Origin of the sequence: Mesorhizobium sp. B1-1-7 (assembly GCF_006442705.1) — a bacterium.
In the GTDB taxonomy this organism is placed as follows: domain Bacteria; phylum Pseudomonadota; class Alphaproteobacteria; order Rhizobiales; family Rhizobiaceae; genus Mesorhizobium; species Mesorhizobium opportunistum.
In genome coordinates, this window is the sequence record NZ_VFWQ01000028.1 from 1 (window position 1) to 16,891 (window position 16,891).

16 protein-coding genes are annotated in these 16,891 nt (G+C 65.3%); 9 read left to right on the forward strand and 7 right to left on the reverse strand.

Annotated features, from left to right (window positions below):
- The first annotated feature begins 309 nt into the window (after positions 1-309).
- The 8 genes from FJ978_RS30765 to FJ978_RS30805 all read left to right on the forward strand — a co-directional run bounded on the left by FJ978_RS30765 (position 310) and on the right by FJ978_RS30805 (position 9,588).
- Positions 310-1,197, forward strand: a complete 888-nt coding sequence (locus FJ978_RS30765) for a MurR/RpiR family transcriptional regulator (protein ID WP_140576528.1) — start codon at positions 310-312, stop codon at positions 1,195-1,197.
- 78 nt (positions 1,198-1,275) lie between these two features.
- Positions 1,276-2,058, forward strand: a complete 783-nt coding sequence (locus FJ978_RS30770; RefSeq protein ID WP_140576529.1) for an SDR family oxidoreductase — start codon at positions 1,276-1,278, stop codon at positions 2,056-2,058.
- Positions 2,055-3,590 (forward strand): mannitol dehydrogenase family protein, encoded by a 1,536-nt coding sequence (locus FJ978_RS30775; protein WP_140576531.1) that lies wholly within the window; start codon positions 2,055-2,057, stop codon positions 3,588-3,590. The genes FJ978_RS30770 and FJ978_RS30775 overlap by 4 nt, the downstream gene beginning before the upstream one ends.
- 14 nt (positions 3,591-3,604) lie before the next feature.
- Complete coding sequence (locus FJ978_RS30780; RefSeq protein WP_140576532.1) at positions 3,605-4,519, forward strand: sugar phosphate isomerase/epimerase; 915 nt, start codon at positions 3,605-3,607, stop codon at positions 4,517-4,519.
- 88 nt (positions 4,520-4,607) lie between these two features.
- Positions 4,608-5,642, forward strand: a complete 1,035-nt coding sequence (locus FJ978_RS30785) for an ABC transporter substrate-binding protein (RefSeq protein ID WP_140576534.1) — start codon at positions 4,608-4,610, stop codon at positions 5,640-5,642.
- A gap of 229 nt (positions 5,643-5,871) precedes the next feature.
- Entirely contained in the window at positions 5,872-7,422 is a 1,551-nt protein-coding gene (locus FJ978_RS30795) for a sugar ABC transporter ATP-binding protein (protein WP_140576537.1), read from the forward strand.
- Positions 7,419-8,390, forward strand: coding sequence for an ABC transporter permease (locus tag FJ978_RS30800; protein ID WP_140576539.1), 972 nt, complete (start codon positions 7,419-7,421; stop codon positions 8,388-8,390). Before FJ978_RS30795 ends, FJ978_RS30800 begins: the two co-directional genes overlap by 4 nt.
- A 217-nt stretch (positions 8,391-8,607) precedes the next feature.
- Positions 8,608-9,588, forward strand: a complete 981-nt coding sequence (locus tag FJ978_RS30805) for an ABC transporter permease (RefSeq protein ID WP_140576540.1) — start codon at positions 8,608-8,610, stop codon at positions 9,586-9,588.
- A gap of 32 nt (positions 9,589-9,620) precedes the next feature.
- On the opposite strand, the gene FJ978_RS30810 is transcribed toward FJ978_RS30805, so the two are convergent.
- The 5 genes from FJ978_RS30810 to FJ978_RS30830 all read right to left on the reverse strand — a co-directional run bounded on the left by FJ978_RS30810 (position 9,621) and on the right by FJ978_RS30830 (position 13,494).
- Positions 9,621-10,223: a cupin domain-containing protein gene (locus FJ978_RS30810; RefSeq protein WP_140576542.1), complete on the reverse strand. Its 603-nt coding sequence runs from the start codon at positions 10,221-10,223 to the stop codon at positions 9,621-9,623.
- Positions 10,224-10,438: 215 nt separating this feature from the next.
- Complete coding sequence (locus FJ978_RS33535; RefSeq protein WP_348640333.1) at positions 10,439-11,146, reverse strand: DUF982 domain-containing protein; 708 nt, start codon at positions 11,144-11,146, stop codon at positions 10,439-10,441.
- 60 nt (positions 11,147-11,206) lie between these two features.
- Positions 11,207-11,422 (reverse strand): hypothetical protein, encoded by a 216-nt coding sequence (locus FJ978_RS30820; RefSeq protein WP_013894426.1) that lies wholly within the window; start codon positions 11,420-11,422, stop codon positions 11,207-11,209.
- 68 nt (positions 11,423-11,490) lie between these two features.
- A complete protein-coding gene (gene groL, locus FJ978_RS30825; RefSeq protein ID WP_023768248.1) occupies positions 11,491-13,122 on the reverse strand; it encodes a chaperonin GroEL in 1,632 nt (543 codons plus the stop codon).
- A gap of 57 nt (positions 13,123-13,179) precedes the next feature.
- A complete protein-coding gene (locus FJ978_RS30830) occupies positions 13,180-13,494 on the reverse strand; it encodes a co-chaperone GroES (protein WP_140576543.1) in 315 nt (104 codons plus the stop codon).
- Positions 13,495-14,005: 511 nt separating this feature from the next.
- On the opposite strand from FJ978_RS30830, the gene FJ978_RS30835 reads away from it, so the two are divergent.
- Entirely contained in the window at positions 14,006-14,284 is a 279-nt protein-coding gene (locus FJ978_RS30835; RefSeq protein WP_013894422.1) for an usg protein, read from the forward strand.
- 87 nt (positions 14,285-14,371) lie between these two features.
- Here FJ978_RS30835 and FJ978_RS30840 read toward each other — a convergent pair whose 3' ends face one another.
- Both FJ978_RS30840 and FJ978_RS30845 read right to left on the reverse strand, forming a co-directional pair.
- The gene (locus FJ978_RS30840; protein ID WP_140576545.1) at positions 14,372-14,977 is read right to left on the reverse strand and encodes a sulfotransferase domain-containing protein; all 606 of its coding nucleotides are present in this window, start codon (positions 14,975-14,977) and stop codon (positions 14,372-14,374) included.
- Between the two features lie 217 nt (positions 14,978-15,194).
- Positions 15,195-16,697: an ATP-binding protein gene (locus FJ978_RS30845; protein ID WP_013894421.1), complete on the reverse strand. Its 1,503-nt coding sequence runs from the start codon at positions 16,695-16,697 to the stop codon at positions 15,195-15,197.
- Between the last annotated feature and the right edge of the window lie 194 nt (positions 16,698-16,891).

Below are 16,891 nucleotides of genomic sequence, written 5' to 3' on the forward strand. Positions count from 1 at the left end.
GGCTGAGGCCCGATATCGAGCCAGCACCCACCGTCGAGTTCTATGGCGCCCCCCTCTGTCCTGCCGGACATCTCCCCTCCAGGGGGAGATTGGCAGCGTCGACTGCGGCGCCTTTCTTGCAAAGCTGGCGATTGGCGAAAGCAGAGATGACCTCCAATCTCCCCACTTGAGGGGGAGATGTCCGGCAGGACAGAGGGGGGCGCCGTAGAGCGCCACCTTCGACCGCTAGCATCACTCTCCAGACTCACCGTCGAACGCCATTTCCAATTTCCATATTGTAAAACGATCGTATCGCGCTAGCCTGAAAACATGAGCGGGGCACGCAAACAATCCGGAAGATCCAGTACCGACGAGGCGGCGACGCGCAAGCGCGGGCGCTCGCTGGCAGCACTGGGCTACATCCAGCCGCGGACCTATGAGGAACTGCGCGCGGTGCTGTCGTCGGGCACGGTGCATTTTCCCAAACGGCTGCGCCAGGTGGCGATCTTCCTGTGGCAGCATCCGAGCGACGTCGCGCTCGGCACCATCGCGCAGGTGGCCGCCCAGGCAGGCGTGCAGCCCTCGACGCTGGTGCGCTTTGCCCAGATCTTCGGTTACTCCGGTTTTTCCGATTTCCAGGGCCTGTTCAAGGACCACGTCAAGGGATCATGGCCGGAAGGGCGTGGCCAGGAAAAGACAGAGGCCAATGCCAATCTGCATTTCCTGCATGGCATGGTTGGCGCCTCGCAGGCCTCGCTTGGCCGCATCGAGGCCGGCTTCGACGTCGAGAGTTTCGAGAAGATGGTGGCGCTGCTGGCTGGCGCCGACCTCATCTACGTCATCGGCTCCAAGCGCGCCTTCCCTGTCACCACCTATCTGTCGCTGACCTTGTCGCAACAGGGCGTGCGCAATGTGCTGGTCGACAATGTCGGCTCCTCGGCACTCGACCAGGTCGGCTGCATCGGCGCGCGCGACGCGGTGCTGGCCGTCTCCTTCAGCCCCTACAATTCGATCACCCCGGACCTGGTCGCGGTGGCGCATGAGCGCAAGGCCCGCATCGTCACCATCACCGACAGCACCTTCAGCCCGTTGATCCGGCTGTCGGACAGCTGGCTGGAAGTGGTGGAATCCGACTTCGCCGGCTTTCGCTCGCTGGCGGCCTCCTTGGCGGTCGGCATGGCACTGGTCCAAGGGGTCGCCGCGCGCCGCGACCCGTGAGGCCCCGCTGGCACAATTGACTATCGGGAATTGTCGTTCCATATTTCAGAAAATAGAAACTTTGTTCCGGGAGGAGGAATGGAGCTTCATCTTCAAGGTAAGGTCGTGCTGGTCACCGGCGCGACGCAAGGCATCGGCCGTGCCATTGCCGAGACGCTGGCGCGCGCCGGCGCCGGCGGACTGCTGATCACCGGGCGCGATGGCAAACGCGGCGACGCCGTGGCGGCGGAACTGTCGGCCATCGGCACGCCGACCATTTTCGTCGCCGCAGACCTCGGAGACCCGGCAACCCCCGCTTTTCTGGCGCAAGCCTGTATCGAGCGCTTCGGCCGCATCGATGGCCTGGTCAATGCCGCCGGCCTGACCGACCGTGCCTCCTTCCTCGATGCCAGCCTTGACGACTGGGCCTCGCTGTTCGCCGTCAACGCGCGGGCACCATTCTTCCTGATGCAGGCTGCCATCGCCGACATGAAGAAGCGCGGCCAGGGTGGCTCGATCGTCAACATTCTGTCGATCAACGCCCATTGCGGCTCGCCCGAACTCGCGGTCTATTCCGCCACCAAGGGTGCGCTGGCGACGCTGACCAAGAACGCCGCCAACGCCCACCGTTTCGACCGCATCCGCGTCAACGGCATCAATGTCGGCTGGACCGACACGCCGGCCGAACGCGTCATGCAATCCGAAATTTTGGGCAACGGCCCGGGCTGGCTCGACACCGCAAACGCCGCGCAGCCTTTCGGCAGGCTGTTGACGCCGAACGACATCGCCAACCTCGCCGTCTTCCTGCTGTCCGACGCGGCCGGACCGATGACCGGCGCCGTGATCGACCAGGAACAGTCCGTGATCGGGGCGAACCGGTGAACGCTTCACCCGAAACATTGGGGCCGGCGCTGCTCGATCGCTTGCCTGTGTCGGTCCAGACACCGGCCTATGACCGCGCGGCCCTCGCCCCGGGCATGGCGCATCTCGGTGTCGGTGCGTTCCACCGCTGCCACCAGGCCGAATACACCGATGACCTGCTGTCACTGCAGTTCGACCGCTGGGGCGTGGTCGGCATCAACATCCGTCCGCCCAGCCTTGCCGGCACGCTCGGCCGGCAGAGCGGCCTCTACACAAGGCTGATCCGCGAGAATAGCCATGTCGAGGCGCGCGTCATCGGCAGCATCGTCAAGGTGGTCGACAGCCAGGAAAGCGCCAAACCGGCGCTCGACGTGCTCGCCTCGCCCGACATCGATCTGGTAACGATGACGGTGACCGAAAAAGGCTATTGCCACATTCCGTCGAGCGGCGAACTCGATCTCGGCCATCCCGACATCGTCCATGACCTCACCAATTCCCAGGCACCGCGCAGTGTGCCGGGCATCCTCGCGCAAGCGCTGGAGCAGCGCAGGGCCACGCATGGCCAACCGATGACGCTGCTCTCCTGCGACAACATCCCGACCAACGGCGTCATCCTCGAAAAGGTCGTGCGGACTTTCGCCGAGCGGCGCGACAAAGGGCTGGCCGACTGGATAGCGGCCAACGCCGCCTTCCCGTGCGCCATGGTCGACCGCATCGCGCCGGCGGTGACGCGCGATGACCTCGACAGCGTCGAGCAATGGTTCGGCTACCGCGACGACGCGGTCGCCGTCGGCGAGCCATTTCGGCAATGGGTGATCGAACAGAAATTCGCCGGCCGCGTGCCGCGCTGGGATCTGGTCGGCGCCACCTTCGTCGACGATGTCACGCCTTTCGAGCATCTCAAGATGCGGGTGCTGAACGGCGCTCAGACAACCCTTGCCACGCTGGGCGTGCTGGCCGGGCTGGAACACACTTTCGATGCCGTCGCCGACCCGCTGCTGTTGGCCTTTGTGCGACGCATGCTGATACAAGAAACGCTGCCGACGTTGACGCCGGTGCCCGGGGTCCTGCCCCTCGCTTATGTCGAGCAAAGTCTCGGCCGGCTGCAGAACACGGCGATCCGCCACCGCAACCACCAGATCGCCACCGATGGCTCGCAGAAGATCGTCCAGCGCCTGCTCAACCCGATCCGCGACCGCTTGCGCCAGGGTGCCAGCATCGGCCTGCTGTCGGTATCGGTCGCCGGCTGGATGGCTTATCTAATCCAGGCCTCAACCCGGTTCGGCAAACGCTGGCCGGTGTCGGACCCCTATGCCGGCAAGGTCGCTGGGATCGCCGACACGGTCGGCCGAGATGCACCAGCGCTGGCTTCAGGGATTCTCGCCATCGACACGATATTCGACCCCGGCCTTGCCGCGAACGAGATGTTTCGCGCGGCCGTCACGTCAGTGCTTGATGATCTGCTTTCGGACGATCCGATGGCCGCTGTCAGACACAGTCTTGAACAAGATGAGGTCGCGAGGTTGAAGCGATCCAAACAATCGGCATTATAGGGTTGGGAGGCACTATGAAACTTGGACTGCTCACCGCACCGTTCGCGGAGACGCCGCTCGGCGAGGTCGCCGGCTGGGCAAATCAGGCCGGCTTCGAGGCGCTGGAAATCGCCTGCTGGCCGAAAACGTCCGGCGCGACCCGCCGCTATGCCGGCACCAGCCATATCGACGCGGCTTCCACCTCGCCCGCGCAGGCCAAGGAGATCGTCGCCTCGCTGGCGGAAAAGAACCTCATCGTCTCCGGCCTCGGCTACTATCCGAACCCGCTGCATCCGGATGCCGCGCATCGCGAGGCGGTCATTGGCCATCTCAAGAAGGTGATCGTGCTGGCCGCCAATATGGGCGTTCCCGTGGTCAACACCTTCTGCGGCGGCGATGCCTCGAAGACCGTCGACGTCAACTGGCAGGACGCGCTGAAAGTCTGGCCCGAAATCGTCGCTTTTGCACGCGGCCACGGCGTCAAGCTTGCCTTCGAGAACTGCCCGATGATCTTTAGCTATGACGAATGGCCGGGCGGGCACAACATCGCCTATTCGCCGCAGGTCTGGCGCCGCATCCTGGAAGCTTGGGGCGGCGAGGTCGGCATGAATTTCGACCCCTCGCATCTGGTCTGGCAGATGATCGACCAGGCCCGCTTCATCAGGGAATTCGGCCCCTACATGCTGCATGTCCACACCAAGGACCTGATGATTGATCGTGATGGTTTGTACGAGCGCGGAATTCTCTCCGCTGGCATAGGCTGGCAGGTGCCGCGCATGCCGGGGCTGGGCGATGTCGACTGGAATGGCTTCTTCTCCGGCCTCTACCGCGCCGGCTATGACGGATCCGTCATCATCGAACATGAGGACAGGCGATTTGAAGGCAGCGACGATCAGGTGAAGCGGGGCTTTCTGCTCGCCCGCGACGTGCTGCGTCCTTTCGTCAAGTAAATTGGAGCACACCGTCTGACTCACTTTGTCAGCGGCGTGCTTCAACGGGTTGAACTGGAACTGAAAAATAATGTGGAGGAAGTCTGAAATGAAAAAAATCCTGACCATGGTCCCGCTCCTTGCGGGTGCCGCCTTGCTGGCCTCGGTAGGCGTCTCTGCCGCCGCCGGCAAATACACGATCGGCATCTCCAACACCGTGCAGGGCAATGGCTGGCGCGAGGAGATGGTCTGCGCCATGAAGGCGCAGGCGCTGGCATCCGGCGAGGTCGCCAAGCTCAACATCGCCCACCGCAACACCGATGCCGCCGGCCAGTTGGAAGACATCCGCAACCTGATCAGCGCCAAGGTCGACGCCATCGTCGTCAACCCCGCCGATCCGGCCGGCATCAAGGCGGGCCTCGAGGAAGCCACCAAGGCCGGCATCGTCGTCGTCGCCGTCGACCAGGCGGTCACCGAACCGTCGGCCTACATCATCTCCAACAACCAGGAACAATACGCCTATCTCGGCGCCAAGTGGCTGTTCGGCCAGATGGGCGGCAAGGGCGAGGTGTTCTACATGCGCGGCGCCGCCGGCGCTTCGGCCGACTCCGACCGCGACAAGGGCTTCAAGAAGGCGCTGGCCGAATTCCCCGACGTGAAGGTCGCACAGGAGGTCTTCACCGGCTGGCAGCAGGACCAGGCCAAGCAGCAGATGCTGTCGTTCCTGGCCACCGGCACGCCGTTCAACGGCGTGTGGACCTCCGGCATCGACAACGTCATCGTCGATGCGCTGGTTGAATCGCAGGCCCCGCTGGTGCCGGTGGTCGGCGCCGACAATGCCGGCTTCGTCGGTCAGTTGAGCTCGGTCAAGGGCCTCGTCGGCGCTGCCGTCACCAACCCCGGCTCGATCGGCGGTGCTGGTGTCACGCTGGCGCTGCAGATCCTCGACGGCAAGAAGCCGGCACAGCAGACCGTGCTGGTCGACCCACAACTGTGGGACAACGCGACCGACGAAGGCAAGGCCAAGCTCAAGGTCGCCGCCGACCCGTCGCTCAGCCCCGAATGGCCAGTCTCGATCTCGATCCCGGACTGGACGACGTACACGAAGGAGCAGATCGTGGCCTGCAAGGGCCCGGGAGAGTAGGCACCCGCGCTTCTGCCTTCTCCCCTTGCGGGAGAAGGTGGATCGGCGCGCAGCGCCGAGACGGATGAGGGGTGTTCCAGCGAAGTGAGACGTTGGCGTTCCCTGGAACACCCCTCATCCGACCTCGCTTCGCGAGGCCACCTTCTCCCACAAGGGGAGAAGGGAAGGTCACCGTTGCGGCCAGTCGGTTCCAGAAATACCTGAACAGCTTGACCCGAGACCCAACAATTTGACCACCAGCCCTCTCCTCGACGCCACCGGCGTCGCCAAGAATTACGGCGCGGTTGCCGCCCTTCGCAACGCGTCCCTCTCCGTGCTGCCGGGCGAGGTGCATGCGTTGATGGGCGCCAATGGCGCGGGCAAGTCGACGCTGGTGAAGATCCTGACGGGAGCGATCCAAGCCAATGCCGGCCGCATCCTGATCCGGGGCGAAGCGCGCGACATCCGTTCGCCGGCCGCCGGACGCCGCGCCGGCCTGTTGCCGGTCTACCAGGAACCGTCGCTGATCCCCGATCTCGACGTGCTTTCCAACCTGCGGCTGACCGGCACGCCGGTCGAGCCGTTCCGCGCCTGGGTGCGCGAACTCGGCATTCCCGACCTCGACCTGCGCGACACTGCGCGCGACATCCCGCTGGCCGTGCTGCGCGTGCTCGACTTGGCGCGGGCACTGGCCGTCGAGCCCGACGTGTTGCTGCTCGACGAGATGACGGCGGCGCTGCCCGCCAACCTCGCCGAGAAGGTGCTGGAAGTGGTGCGCCGCCAGGGCGACAGCGGCCGCGCCGTGATCTTCATTTCGCACCGCTTCGTCGAAATCTCCGCATTGTGCGACCGCGCCACCGTGCTGCGTGACGGCGAGACCGTCGGCGTCGTCGACATCGTGCCCGGTGTCGAGGAAAAGATCGTCGAGCTGATGCTCGGCACGCGCATCGTCAAGACCCACGTCGCCGCCCGCAGCGCTGCCGAAAAGGCGGCGCCCATCGCCTCCCGGCCGCGCATAAGTGTGCGCAACCTGCGCGTCGGCACCAAGCTCAGCGATGTCTCCTTCGATCTTGGAGATGGCGAAGTCGCCGGCGTCGTCGCGCTCGAAGGCCAGGGCCAGGACGAACTGTTTTCAGCCCTTGCCGGCTCGATCCGCCCATCCGGCGGCACCATCGAGGTCGAAGGCCAGCCGGCAAAGTTCTCGCACCCGATCGACGCCATCCGTGCCGGCATCGCCTATGTGCCGGGCGACCGCGCCGAGGCGCTCGCCATGCAGCGCTCGGTGCGGGAGAACATCGCGCTACCCTTCAGTGCTGCGTTCCGCAACTGGGGGCCGATCAACATGCGCCGGGAGCGCGCGAAGGTGGCCAGCGCCATCGAGCGGCTGCAGATCGACACCCGCGCGCAGGGCGAGGTGCAGCGCCTGTCCGGCGGCAACCAGCAGAAGGTGACCATCGCCCGCTGGATCGCTGCCGACGCCCGCACCATCCTGTGCTTCGACCCGACGCGCGGCATCGATGTCGGCACCAAGCAGGAGATCTACAAATTGCTGCGTGAGCTTGCCGGGAACGGCAAGTCGGTGCTGTTCTACACCTCGGAACTCGAAGAGGTGCAACGCGTCTGCGACCGCGTCATCGTCATCTTCGGCGGCCGCTTGGTCGACATCTTCCCGGTCGAGGAAGCCGACGAACCGGCGCTGATGCGCGCCGCCTACGGCCTGCCGCGCGGCGTCAAGGCTGATGTCGGCATTTTGGCCGACCCCACCGCGAACACTTCCGATGCGCCGGAGGCGGCGCCATGAGCCATTTCCTGCGCCGCCAAGGCTGGGTCACCGGCCTGTTCGCTCTCCTCATCGTGCTGTTCATCGTCACCAAGCTGATCCAGCCGGGCTATGGCAGCGGCGACTTCGGCTCGCTGGCGCGGGCCGTTCTGCCCTATGCCTTCGCTGTCGCCGCGCAGACGGTGGTCGTCATCGCCGGCGGCATCGACCTGTCGGTCGCCGCCATGATGGCGTTGACCAGCGTCACCGCCGCCTCGATGATGGCTGGCGCGAGCGAGGAATACGCGCTGTTCGTGGTGCCCTTCGTGCTTGCCATGGGCCTCGTGCTCGGCGCGCTGAACGGACTGCTGATCGTCGTCACCCGCGTGCCCGACATCGTCGTGACGCTGGCCATGCTGTTCGTGCTGCAGGGGGCCGCCCTTCTGGTGCTCGGCGCGCCGGGCGGAAGCGCCGCCGAATGGCTGAAGGCGCTGATCTCGGGCACCGTGCCGGTACCGGGCCTGCCCGACGCCATCGACGCCTGGCTGCCCAAAGCGCTGCTGGTGCTCATCGTCTGCCTCTGCATCGTCTGGATACCGCTCAGGCGCTCGCGCCTCGGCCTCTCCATCTACGCCATCGGCTCGAGCGAACTGGCGGCGTTCCGCTCAGGCGTGCCGGTCGCCCGTACCCGCATTGTCGCCTATGCGCTGTCGGGCCTGTTCGCAGCCATGGGCGGGCTGGCGCTGACCATGAGCACCGGCATCGGCGCGCCCATTCCCGGCCCCTATCTCTTGGCCAGCGTCGCCGCCGTGGTGCTGGGTGGCGTGGCGCTCGGCGGCGGCAAAGGCGGCCTGCTCGGCCCCATCGTCGCCGTCTTCGTGCTGCGCCTGGTGCGCACGGATCTCACCCTGCTCGCCATCGACCCCAACGTCACCGCCATCATCGAAGGCGCCATCATGGTCGCCGTGGTTATGTTCGGCGCGTTTATTACCATGCGGGGGCGGCAATGATGAGGGTGCATCGGCATGCGCTTCTTCCTTCCCCCCTTGTGGAGGAAGGTGGATTGCCGCGCAGCGGCAAGACGGATGAGGGGTGTTCCAGGGAACGCCAACGTCTCACTCCGCTGGAGCACCCCTCATCCGTCTCGGCGCTATCGCGCCGATCCACCTTCTCCCACAAGGGGAGAAGGGAAAGATGCGTCGCGCCAACTCTATCGCGAGCCACCCCATGAGCACCACCGCGATCACCCCCGTCCCCTTCGGCCGCCGCCTAAAGCGCTTCATGGCCGACCGGCCGCTGATCCCGCTGATCATCTTGCTCGTCATCCTGGTGGTGATCCTGCAGATCCTGCGCCCCGGCATCGTCAACGAGCGCTGGATCGCCAACACCATCAAATTCGCCATTCCGCTGGCGATCCTCGCCGGCTGCCAGACCATGACCATGCTGACCGGCGGCATCGACCTGTCGGTCGGCACGGTGGCGACGATGAGCGCCTTCATCATGGCGACGCAGGTCGTCAACCAGGATCCGGCGGTGGCCTTTCTGCTGGCGATGATGCCGGCGGTGCTGATCGGCCTGGTCAACGGCATCGGCGTCGGCGTCTTCCGCGTCCACCCGCTGATCATGACGCTCGGCACCAGCCTGATCGGCACCGGTTGCCTGCAGGTCTACCAGCGTACGGTGATCGCGTCCGGCGCCAAGATCCCCGACTTCCTCGCCTGGCTCGGCACCGGCGTCACCTCGGGCTTTCCCAACGCCCTGCTGTTGTTCGTGCCGCTCGCCGCGCTGATCGTCTTCACGCTCGCCCGCACCGGCTTCGGCCGCCTGCTCTACGCCGTCGGCGACAATGAGCGCGCAACGCGGCTGTCGGGCGTGCAATACTGGCAGGTCATCACCGCGCTCTACATCACCTCCAGCGTGCTCGCCGGCATCACCGGCCTGCTCTACATCGGCCTTATCAAGGCTCCGTCGCTCTCCCTCGCCGAACCCCTGGTGCTGCCCTCGGTCGCCGCCGCCGTCATCGGCGGCACCTCCATCTTCGGCGGCCGCGGCGGCTATACCGGCACCATCATCGGCGCGCTCATCCTGACCGTGTTGACGACGCTCTTGACCATCCTGCAGATGCCGGAGGGGGCGAGACGGATCTTGTTCGGGCTGATCGTGCTGTTCGTGACGGCGGCTTATTTGCGGATAGTGGAGGAGCGGTAGTTCCCGACCGCCTGGCCTTCGCTGGAACCGCCTCAGTCTTTCTTCCAGGCCGTCAGCAACGGCCCCTCGCTTCCATAGACAGGGTCCTTTCGCGGACGGCCTACCCTGGGGATCGTTACGATCGCCTTGGCGTGGTCGGCGGCGGTCGTGCATTCGTCGTAGGTGCCGGATGCGGGATAGGCGCCAACCACGAGGAAGTCCTCGGACGCCGAAATCCGCTGGTGTCCGGTGCCGGCCGGGAGAACCGCGACATCGCCGGTCTTCAGCGCCAGCGTTCGTCCCTTCTCGCCGCCAAACTGGACCTTGGCCGTGCCGCGCGCGACGCCGAGCACTTCGTGGATGCGCGAATGGTAATGAACGTAGTCGTAGATGCCGTCGCGCCAGCTGTCGCCCCAGCCATTGGCGCCGAAAAGCTGCTCCATGACCGCCGCGGGATCGAAGTCCTGCGGCAACCGCACGGCGCCGCGATAGACGACAAGCGGCCAGGACGGGTGGTTGGGCACCAGGCCATCGTCCCTGAACCTGAATTCATTCGGTTTTCGCGGCCTTACAAGATCGGCGGCCTGTCGCCTGCCTGGTCTTGCAACGCCGGTAACCTGTTCGGCTGCTTTCTTCATGCTTTGCAGGATGCTCATGACATGGCCTCGCATCAGGGAACCGACGCCGGCTAGAGCATTTCACCGTTTCACGGAAACGGCGAACCGCTCTATCTCTTTGTTTTTAAGCAATTCCGGACGGAAAACCGTGTCGCACTTTTCCTGGAATTGCTCTAAACCTGTGTGCCCGTCGCTTGGTTCCATCAAGGCTGCGCCCGCCGCCTGGCGCGAAAGCCGAGCGGCGGGCCCTATGGTCAACCCGCGAGTTCGCCCGCGCGCGGCGCATCGCCCAGCGCTGCGGCCGGCGCAACCATGTCCTGCACCAGTATGTCGTTGCGCCTTGCGAAGGTGACCAGCGTCGCCCGCACGGTTTCGGGGTCGATCTCGCCGGCAATGCCGGCCTTGCAGGCGTTGAGCGCAATGGCGTGCGCGCCGTTGCGGCCGGCGGCCGGCCAATCCTGCAACAGCGCGTAGGCTTCCATCACATTCTCGATCCCAACCGGAAAGCCCATTCCGACCAGAACGGTGACCGGTTCTTCAAACTGCCCGCGATTCATGGCTTTTGCCTCCTCTCGATTATGCGGCACCTGCGGCGGACCTGACACAGGAGAGCGCGGCCCGCCGCCGACAGGGTGCATGGATGTCTTGTATGGAAGATTGAGCCGCCGGTTGGGCACCGCCGATCGCGCCCGGCTCGACCTGGGCAGTTCGATCCTGGCCGGCCCGATGTTGGCCGGCCCGATGTTGGCTGAGTCCAGCGCCGGCATGCCCCTGCCTGGCGCCGGCAACATCCTGTGTGCCTTCACCAGCGCCTCGAGCCAGGCGGCGACGGCAAATGGAGATCGGCTGCGGCCGTCAAGCCAGGCCGCAATCTCTCCTTGCGGACGGCCGAGTTCGGCGGCGAGGTCGGCCGCCTCCCATCTCAGTATTCTCAGGCATTCACGCAACCGGCCCGCGATCACGTCTCCACCTCCAAACAACAACGCCCTTCATCTTCTGTGCGACGAACATCGCTCGCCGGTTCAACCGCCGGCAGCCGCCGCCGACACCTGCTGCGCCGCCAGGAACATCAGCGCCGAGGCGGCGGTGCGCCGGCTCCAGCCGGCGGCTTCGGCCATGTCGAGCAGCCCTGCCAGTCGCGGCTGCAGCACGCTGCGGCATTCTTTTTCGTAGGCCAGGAACTCCTTTGCCTCATGTGTCGGCGCCGGCAGGGGTCCAAGGCCAGCCATCGCATCCATGTTTACCTCCGCTCGATTTCATCCTGATGCCCGCTCCCCAGCCGGGGAGCGGGCGGTCATGCATGGGCTCAGAAATCCATGCCGGCACCGGCGGGCATCGCCGGGGTGGCGGCTTCCTTCTTCGGTTTCTCGGCCACCATCGCCTCGGTGGTCACCAGCAGGCCGGCGACGGAGGCTGCGTCCTGCAGCGCCGTGCGCACCACCTTGGCCGGGTCGATCACGCCCTGGCCATAGAGATCGCCGAACTCGTTGGTCTGGGCATTCCAGCCCCAGCCGAACTCGCTCTTCTCGCGCAGCTTGCCGACGATGATCGAGCCTTCGGCGCCGGCATTCTCGGCGATCTGGCGCACCGGCGTTTCGATCGCGCGGCGCACGATCTCGACACCGGTCTTCTGGTCGGGATTGTCGGTCTGGACGGCATCGAGCGCCCTGGCGGCTCGAAGCAGCGCGACACCGCCGCCGGGCAGCACGCCTTCCTCGACGGCCGCGCGCGTGGCATGGAGCGCATCGTCGACGCGGTCCTTGCGCTCCTTGACCTCGACCTCGGTCGAGCCGCCGACGCGGATCACCGCGACGCCGCCGGCAAGCTTGGCCAGCCGCTCCTGCAGCTTCTCGCGGTCATAGTCCGAGGTGGTCTCTTCGATCTGCGCCTTGATCTGCGCGACGCGGCCCTGGATCTCTTCCTTGCGGCCGACACCGTCGACGATGGTGGTGTTCTCCTTCTCGACCACTACCTTCTTGGCGCGGCCCAGCATCTCCAGCGTCACATTCTCGAGCTTGATACCGAGATCTTCCGAGATCGCCGTGCCGCCGGTGAGGATGGCGATGTCCTCCAGCATGGCCTTGCGGCGGTCGCCGAAGCCGGGCGCCTTGACGGCAGCAACCTTGAGGCCGCCGCGCAGCTTGTTGACCACCAGCGTGGCCAGCGCCTCGCCCTCGACATCCTCGGCGATGATCAGCAGCGGCTTGCCCGACTGCACCACCGCCTCCAGCGCCGGAAGCAGCGCCTGCAGGTTGGAGAGCTTCTTCTCGTGGATCAACACATAGGGCTCGTCGAGTTCGACGCGCATCTTGTCCTGATTGGTAATGAAATAAGGGCTGAGATAGCCGCGGTCGAACTGCATGCCCTCAACGACTTCGAGCTCGGTCTCGGCGGTCTTGGCCTCCTCGACGGTGATCACCCCTTCATTGCCGACCTTCTCCATCGCCTCGGCGAGGAAGCGGCCGATCTCGGCATCGCCGTTGGCCGAGATGGTGCCGACCTGCGCGATCTCGTCATTCCTGGTCACGTCGCGGGCATTGGCCTTCAGCTCTGCCACCACCGCCTCCACGGCCTTGTCGATGCCGCGCTTCAGGTCCATCGGATTCATGCCCGAGGCAACCGCCTTGGCGCCTTCCTTGACGATGGCCTGGGCAAGAACGGTCGCGGTCGTAGTGCCGTCGCCGGCGATGTCGTTGGTCTTGGACGCCACTTCGCGCACCATCTGCGCGCCCATGTTCTCGAACTTGTCCTCAAGCTCGATCTCCTTGGCAACGGTGACGCCGTCCTTGGTGATGCGCGGGGCGCCGAACGATTTGTCGATCACCACGTTGCGGCCCTTGGGGCCGAGCGTCACCTTCACCGCATTGGCGAGAATATCGACGCCGCGCAGCATCTTCTCGCGCGCTTCGGTATGGAATTTAACCTCTTTGGCAGCCATTGGATCACTCCTTCATCTAGGCAGCATTCGTTGACTGGTTGAATTTCCAAGAAGCCGTCAGGCGGCCTTCTTGATTTGCGCGGCCTCTTCGATCACGCCCATCACGTCACTTTCCTTCATGACGAGCAGATCCTGGCCGTCGAGCCGGATTTCGGTGCCGGACCACTTGCCGAACAGGATGCGGTCGCCGACCTGGACGTCGAGCTCGACCAGCTTGCCGCCGTCGTCGCGCGCGCCGGGACCGACAGCGAGTACCTCGCCTTCCTGCGGCTTCTCCTTGGCGGTGTCGGGAATGATGATGCCGCCCGCGGTCTTTTCCTCGGCGTCGATGCGGCGGACCAGGATACGGTCATGCAATGGACGGAACGCCATTTCGTTCTCCTTCTGGACAAACATGTTTTTCGCGGTTCCTCCGCAACCGGACCGGCAAAATCGGCCGGCGCGGAACGCAGCGACCCTTGCTCAGGCATCGCGCGCGCATATCGAGCTAGTTTTGCCGTTTTTCGGTTTCAAGAGCCCCGCCAAAAAAATTTGGCACTCATGCGCCGCGAGTGCCAAGAGCCTGTTATCGCGACCTTATCCAGGTCGGATGCCGGCTTGAATCTTCGATCCTTGTTCAACAGATTATAGGCGGCCGGCGCATCCCGGGCGCCGGAACCGCGATCCGCTCAAGGAGTTGTTTGCAGACGGAGCACATCGATGGACCAACAGATTTGTTCGCCGCTCAAATCCACCCCTGCCGCCGAAAGCTCCAACCGCGCGCTTGACCGCCTGCTCCAGGCTACCAGCGACGGCGGCGTCTCGGCACTACGCCAGCCGAGCGGCGATTCCATCACCCTTTTGACAGGCTGGATGCCTAATACCCGACAGGAAGGAGAAACGAATGATCGCAAGCGTCAGCAAGGAATTCCGTCTCCAGATGGAAGGCTACGGCCTGACCACGGCGGAGATTCACTATCACCTGCCCGATCATCCGAGCCTGCTCCAGCTCTATGTCTGGCAGGATTATGACCTTGCGCCCGAGTTCCCCGAACTTCACGGGTTCCTATCCTATTGGGAGCGCGAACTCGAAGGCCCGCTGCACTCGGTTCGCGTCGCCCACCACCGGCTGATCCAGCCTTCGGAATGGCGGGCCATCGACGGCATCATCGCTATCCAGTAGCGCGAGAAATCCGCTCCAAACTCGCCAAATCCATGGGGCTGGGTCGGAAGTCGAAGTAGACATTTGGAGGCGACGCGCGGCACCAGCTCACCAGAAGCCGATCAACGACCTCAATATCGCCGTGGGGCCGATCGCTTCCCGGCAGGTCCTGCGAAACCCGGCTCGGCCCGTTGCAGCAAGCACGTCGCCATCGATGTCGGCTAGGATAAGGCGTGCATTGCGCCATCCGATCCTGGCGAGCGCCGATGCCAGATCCGCGCGCGCCGGATCGAACGGGCCCTGGTTGGCGGCCGGGTCCGCAGGCCGGTCGATGTCATTGCTCGCACCGATCGCGTGCCGAGGGATGGTCACGGTGGTGCCGGCGTCGAAAGGCGGAGAAAGATCGAGGAACCGGGAAATCGCACCGAGGCAAAGCGCAGGTTCGGAAACGAGCTGCTCATAGGCCACGAAATGCACGGGTGCGCCGGTGCGGCGCAGGGCTTCCATGGCAAAGTAAAACTGGTTCCAATAATCGGCAGGTGTGCGGAACCTGTAGGCCATCTTTGGGTGCGTAAAATCCTGCTTGAGTTCGAATGGCCTGTTCAGGAATGGACCGAGATGTTTGGCCGGCCGGAAAATGCTGTCGTTTCGGCTGAAGCGGAACCATGACAGGAGCTGGGTGATGGGATCCTTGCTCATCACGATGATGGGCAAGTCTCCATATCCAAGGTCGCGTCCGTTCATCAGGGCCGGAAAGATCCCATGCTTCCAAAAGCCCTGGTCGAAGACGACAGACACCCCGAGATGAGTTTCCACCAGGTGCTTCGCGAGATTCGTGCCGGACCTCGGCGTCCCCATGATACGCACCCGGGCGACCTTGCCCTCAGCCTGCCTATGCGATCCGTCGGGTGTTGAACGCGTCATGGCCCCCTCACAGCGCCAGGCTCCCTTGCTCCGCCTCCTCGGCGTTGGGGTCGCCGGGCGCCGTTGCCCAGGCGAGTTCGACCAGCGTCACGGTGCGCTTTCCCGTGCCGTCGAGCTGGCAAACGATGAGCCCCTGCTCCTCGATATAGGTCAGGAGGCGCCGGGCGCGGCGCAGCGAGTGCGAGCCATAGGCGCGCGCGATCGCGGCGTCGCTCGGGCACGGCCAGCCCTCCTTCGCCGCGCGAGCGATCATCATGAACACGCCCTGCATGTCGTCGGGCAGCAGCGAGGCGCGGACGGAAACGTCCCTCCATGCATCATCCTGCGTCGTCTCGGAGCCGAGGCCGGCGCGAGCTCGCGTCAGCATGCGGCGGAACGCGGGCAGGTCCGGCACGACCGAGGCGAGGCCCTCGATGCGGCAGCGAACCACGAACTCCTGATAGAGCACGCCGATGACGCGGAACCCCGCATCGGGCTCGGCCAGCACGGCGCGCAGCACGCGGTCGACACGCTCGCGCCGCTCCGCCAGATCCTCGGCGCTGATCAGCGGCTCGGCTGGTTCGGGGCGGATTTCCAGCGCCGCCGACTTCGCCGCCATCAGTTGGTCGAGCAGGTCCGGCGACGCCGTCCGGCGCGGCGCGCGCGCCGTTTCGGGCGGCGGGGCGGCCAGGATGACGGCGCGGGCATCCTCGAGCGCGGATTCCGGCAGCGGCATCAACCGTGGCGTGCCGTTGCGGGGGCTGGTATCGGTCGGGCCGATGCGCAGGCCGAGCGGCCGGCGCGACAGTGCCGGACCCAACGCCATGAACTGCCCGCGTTCCAGGTCGCGGAAAGCCTCGGCCTGCCGCCGCTCCATGCCCAGAAGGTCGGCGGCGCGCGCCATGTCGATGTCGAGGAAGGTGCGGCCCATGAGGAAATTGGAGGCTTCCGCCGCGACGTTCTTGGCGAGCTTGGCCAGCCGCTGCGTGGCGATGATGCCGGCCAGCCCGCGCTTGCGGCCACGGCACATCAGGTTGGTCATGGCGCCGAGCGACAGTTTGCGCGCTTCGTCCGAAACCTCGCCGGCCACGGCCGGCGCGAACAGCTGCGCCTCGTCCACCACCACCAGCATCGGATACCAGTGGTCGCGGGCAACCTCGAACAGCCCGCCGAGGAAGGCGGCGGCTCGCCGCATCTGGTTCTCGGCATCGAGCCCTTCGAGATTGAGCACGGTCGAGACGCGGTGGATGCGCGCCCGCTCCCCGGCGGCCTGCAAGCCGCGCTCGGTATGCTCCTCGGCATCGATCACCAGATGGCCGTAGCGGTCGCCCAGCGACACGAAGTCGCCTTCCGGGTCGACGATGGTCTGCTGCACCCAGGGCGCGCTCTGCTCCAGCAGCCGGCGCAGCAGATGCGACTTGCCGGAGCCCGAATTGCCCTGCACCAGAAGCCGGGTCGCCAGCAGCTCCTCGAGATCGAGCGTCGCCGGGGCGCCCGCCGTCGTGTTTCCCATCTCGATCGCAACGGTCATGCCAGACTCATCAGCTCCTTCGCAGACGGGCTTATCAACCGGAGCATGGCCCGTCGAGCACCGATGGCCGGCAGGCCGACGTTGCGCACAGCCACGAGAGATGCCGTTTGCCGGATGGAGCCTGTGGATAGTAACCGGTTGTTCACCATGGGCCGGCGTTCGAATTGAAGATGCCGGACATCCGCGTAGCCTGA

Coding starts and splice junctions, on each gene's coding strand:
- FJ978_RS30765 (WP_140576528.1), top strand. CDS start 310: ATGAGCGGGGCACGCAAACAATCCGGAAGATCCAGTACCGACGAGGCG.
- FJ978_RS30770 (WP_140576529.1), top strand. CDS start 1,276: ATGGAGCTTCATCTTCAAGGTAAGGTCGTGCTGGTCACCGGCGCGACG.
- FJ978_RS30780 (WP_140576532.1), top strand. CDS start 3,605: ATGAAACTTGGACTGCTCACCGCACCGTTCGCGGAGACGCCGCTCGGC.
- FJ978_RS30785 (WP_140576534.1), top strand. CDS start 4,608: ATGAAAAAAATCCTGACCATGGTCCCGCTCCTTGCGGGTGCCGCCTTG.
- FJ978_RS30800 (WP_140576539.1), top strand. CDS start 7,419: ATGAGCCATTTCCTGCGCCGCCAAGGCTGGGTCACCGGCCTGTTCGCT.
- FJ978_RS30805 (WP_140576540.1), top strand. CDS start 8,608: ATGAGCACCACCGCGATCACCCCCGTCCCCTTCGGCCGCCGCCTAAAG.
- FJ978_RS30810 (WP_140576542.1), bottom strand. CDS start 10,223: ATGAGCATCCTGCAAAGCATGAAGAAAGCAGCCGAACAGGTTACCGGC.
- FJ978_RS30820 (WP_013894426.1), bottom strand. CDS start 11,422: ATGGATGCGATGGCTGGCCTTGGACCCCTGCCGGCGCCGACACATGAG.
- groL (WP_023768248.1), bottom strand. CDS start 13,122: ATGGCTGCCAAAGAGGTTAAATTCCATACCGAAGCGCGCGAGAAGATG.
- FJ978_RS30830 (WP_140576543.1), bottom strand. CDS start 13,494: ATGGCGTTCCGTCCATTGCATGACCGTATCCTGGTCCGCCGCATCGAC.
- FJ978_RS30835 (WP_013894422.1), top strand. CDS start 14,006: ATGATCGCAAGCGTCAGCAAGGAATTCCGTCTCCAGATGGAAGGCTAC.
- FJ978_RS30845 (WP_013894421.1), bottom strand. CDS start 16,697: ATGACCGTTGCGATCGAGATGGGAAACACGACGGCGGGCGCCCCGGCG.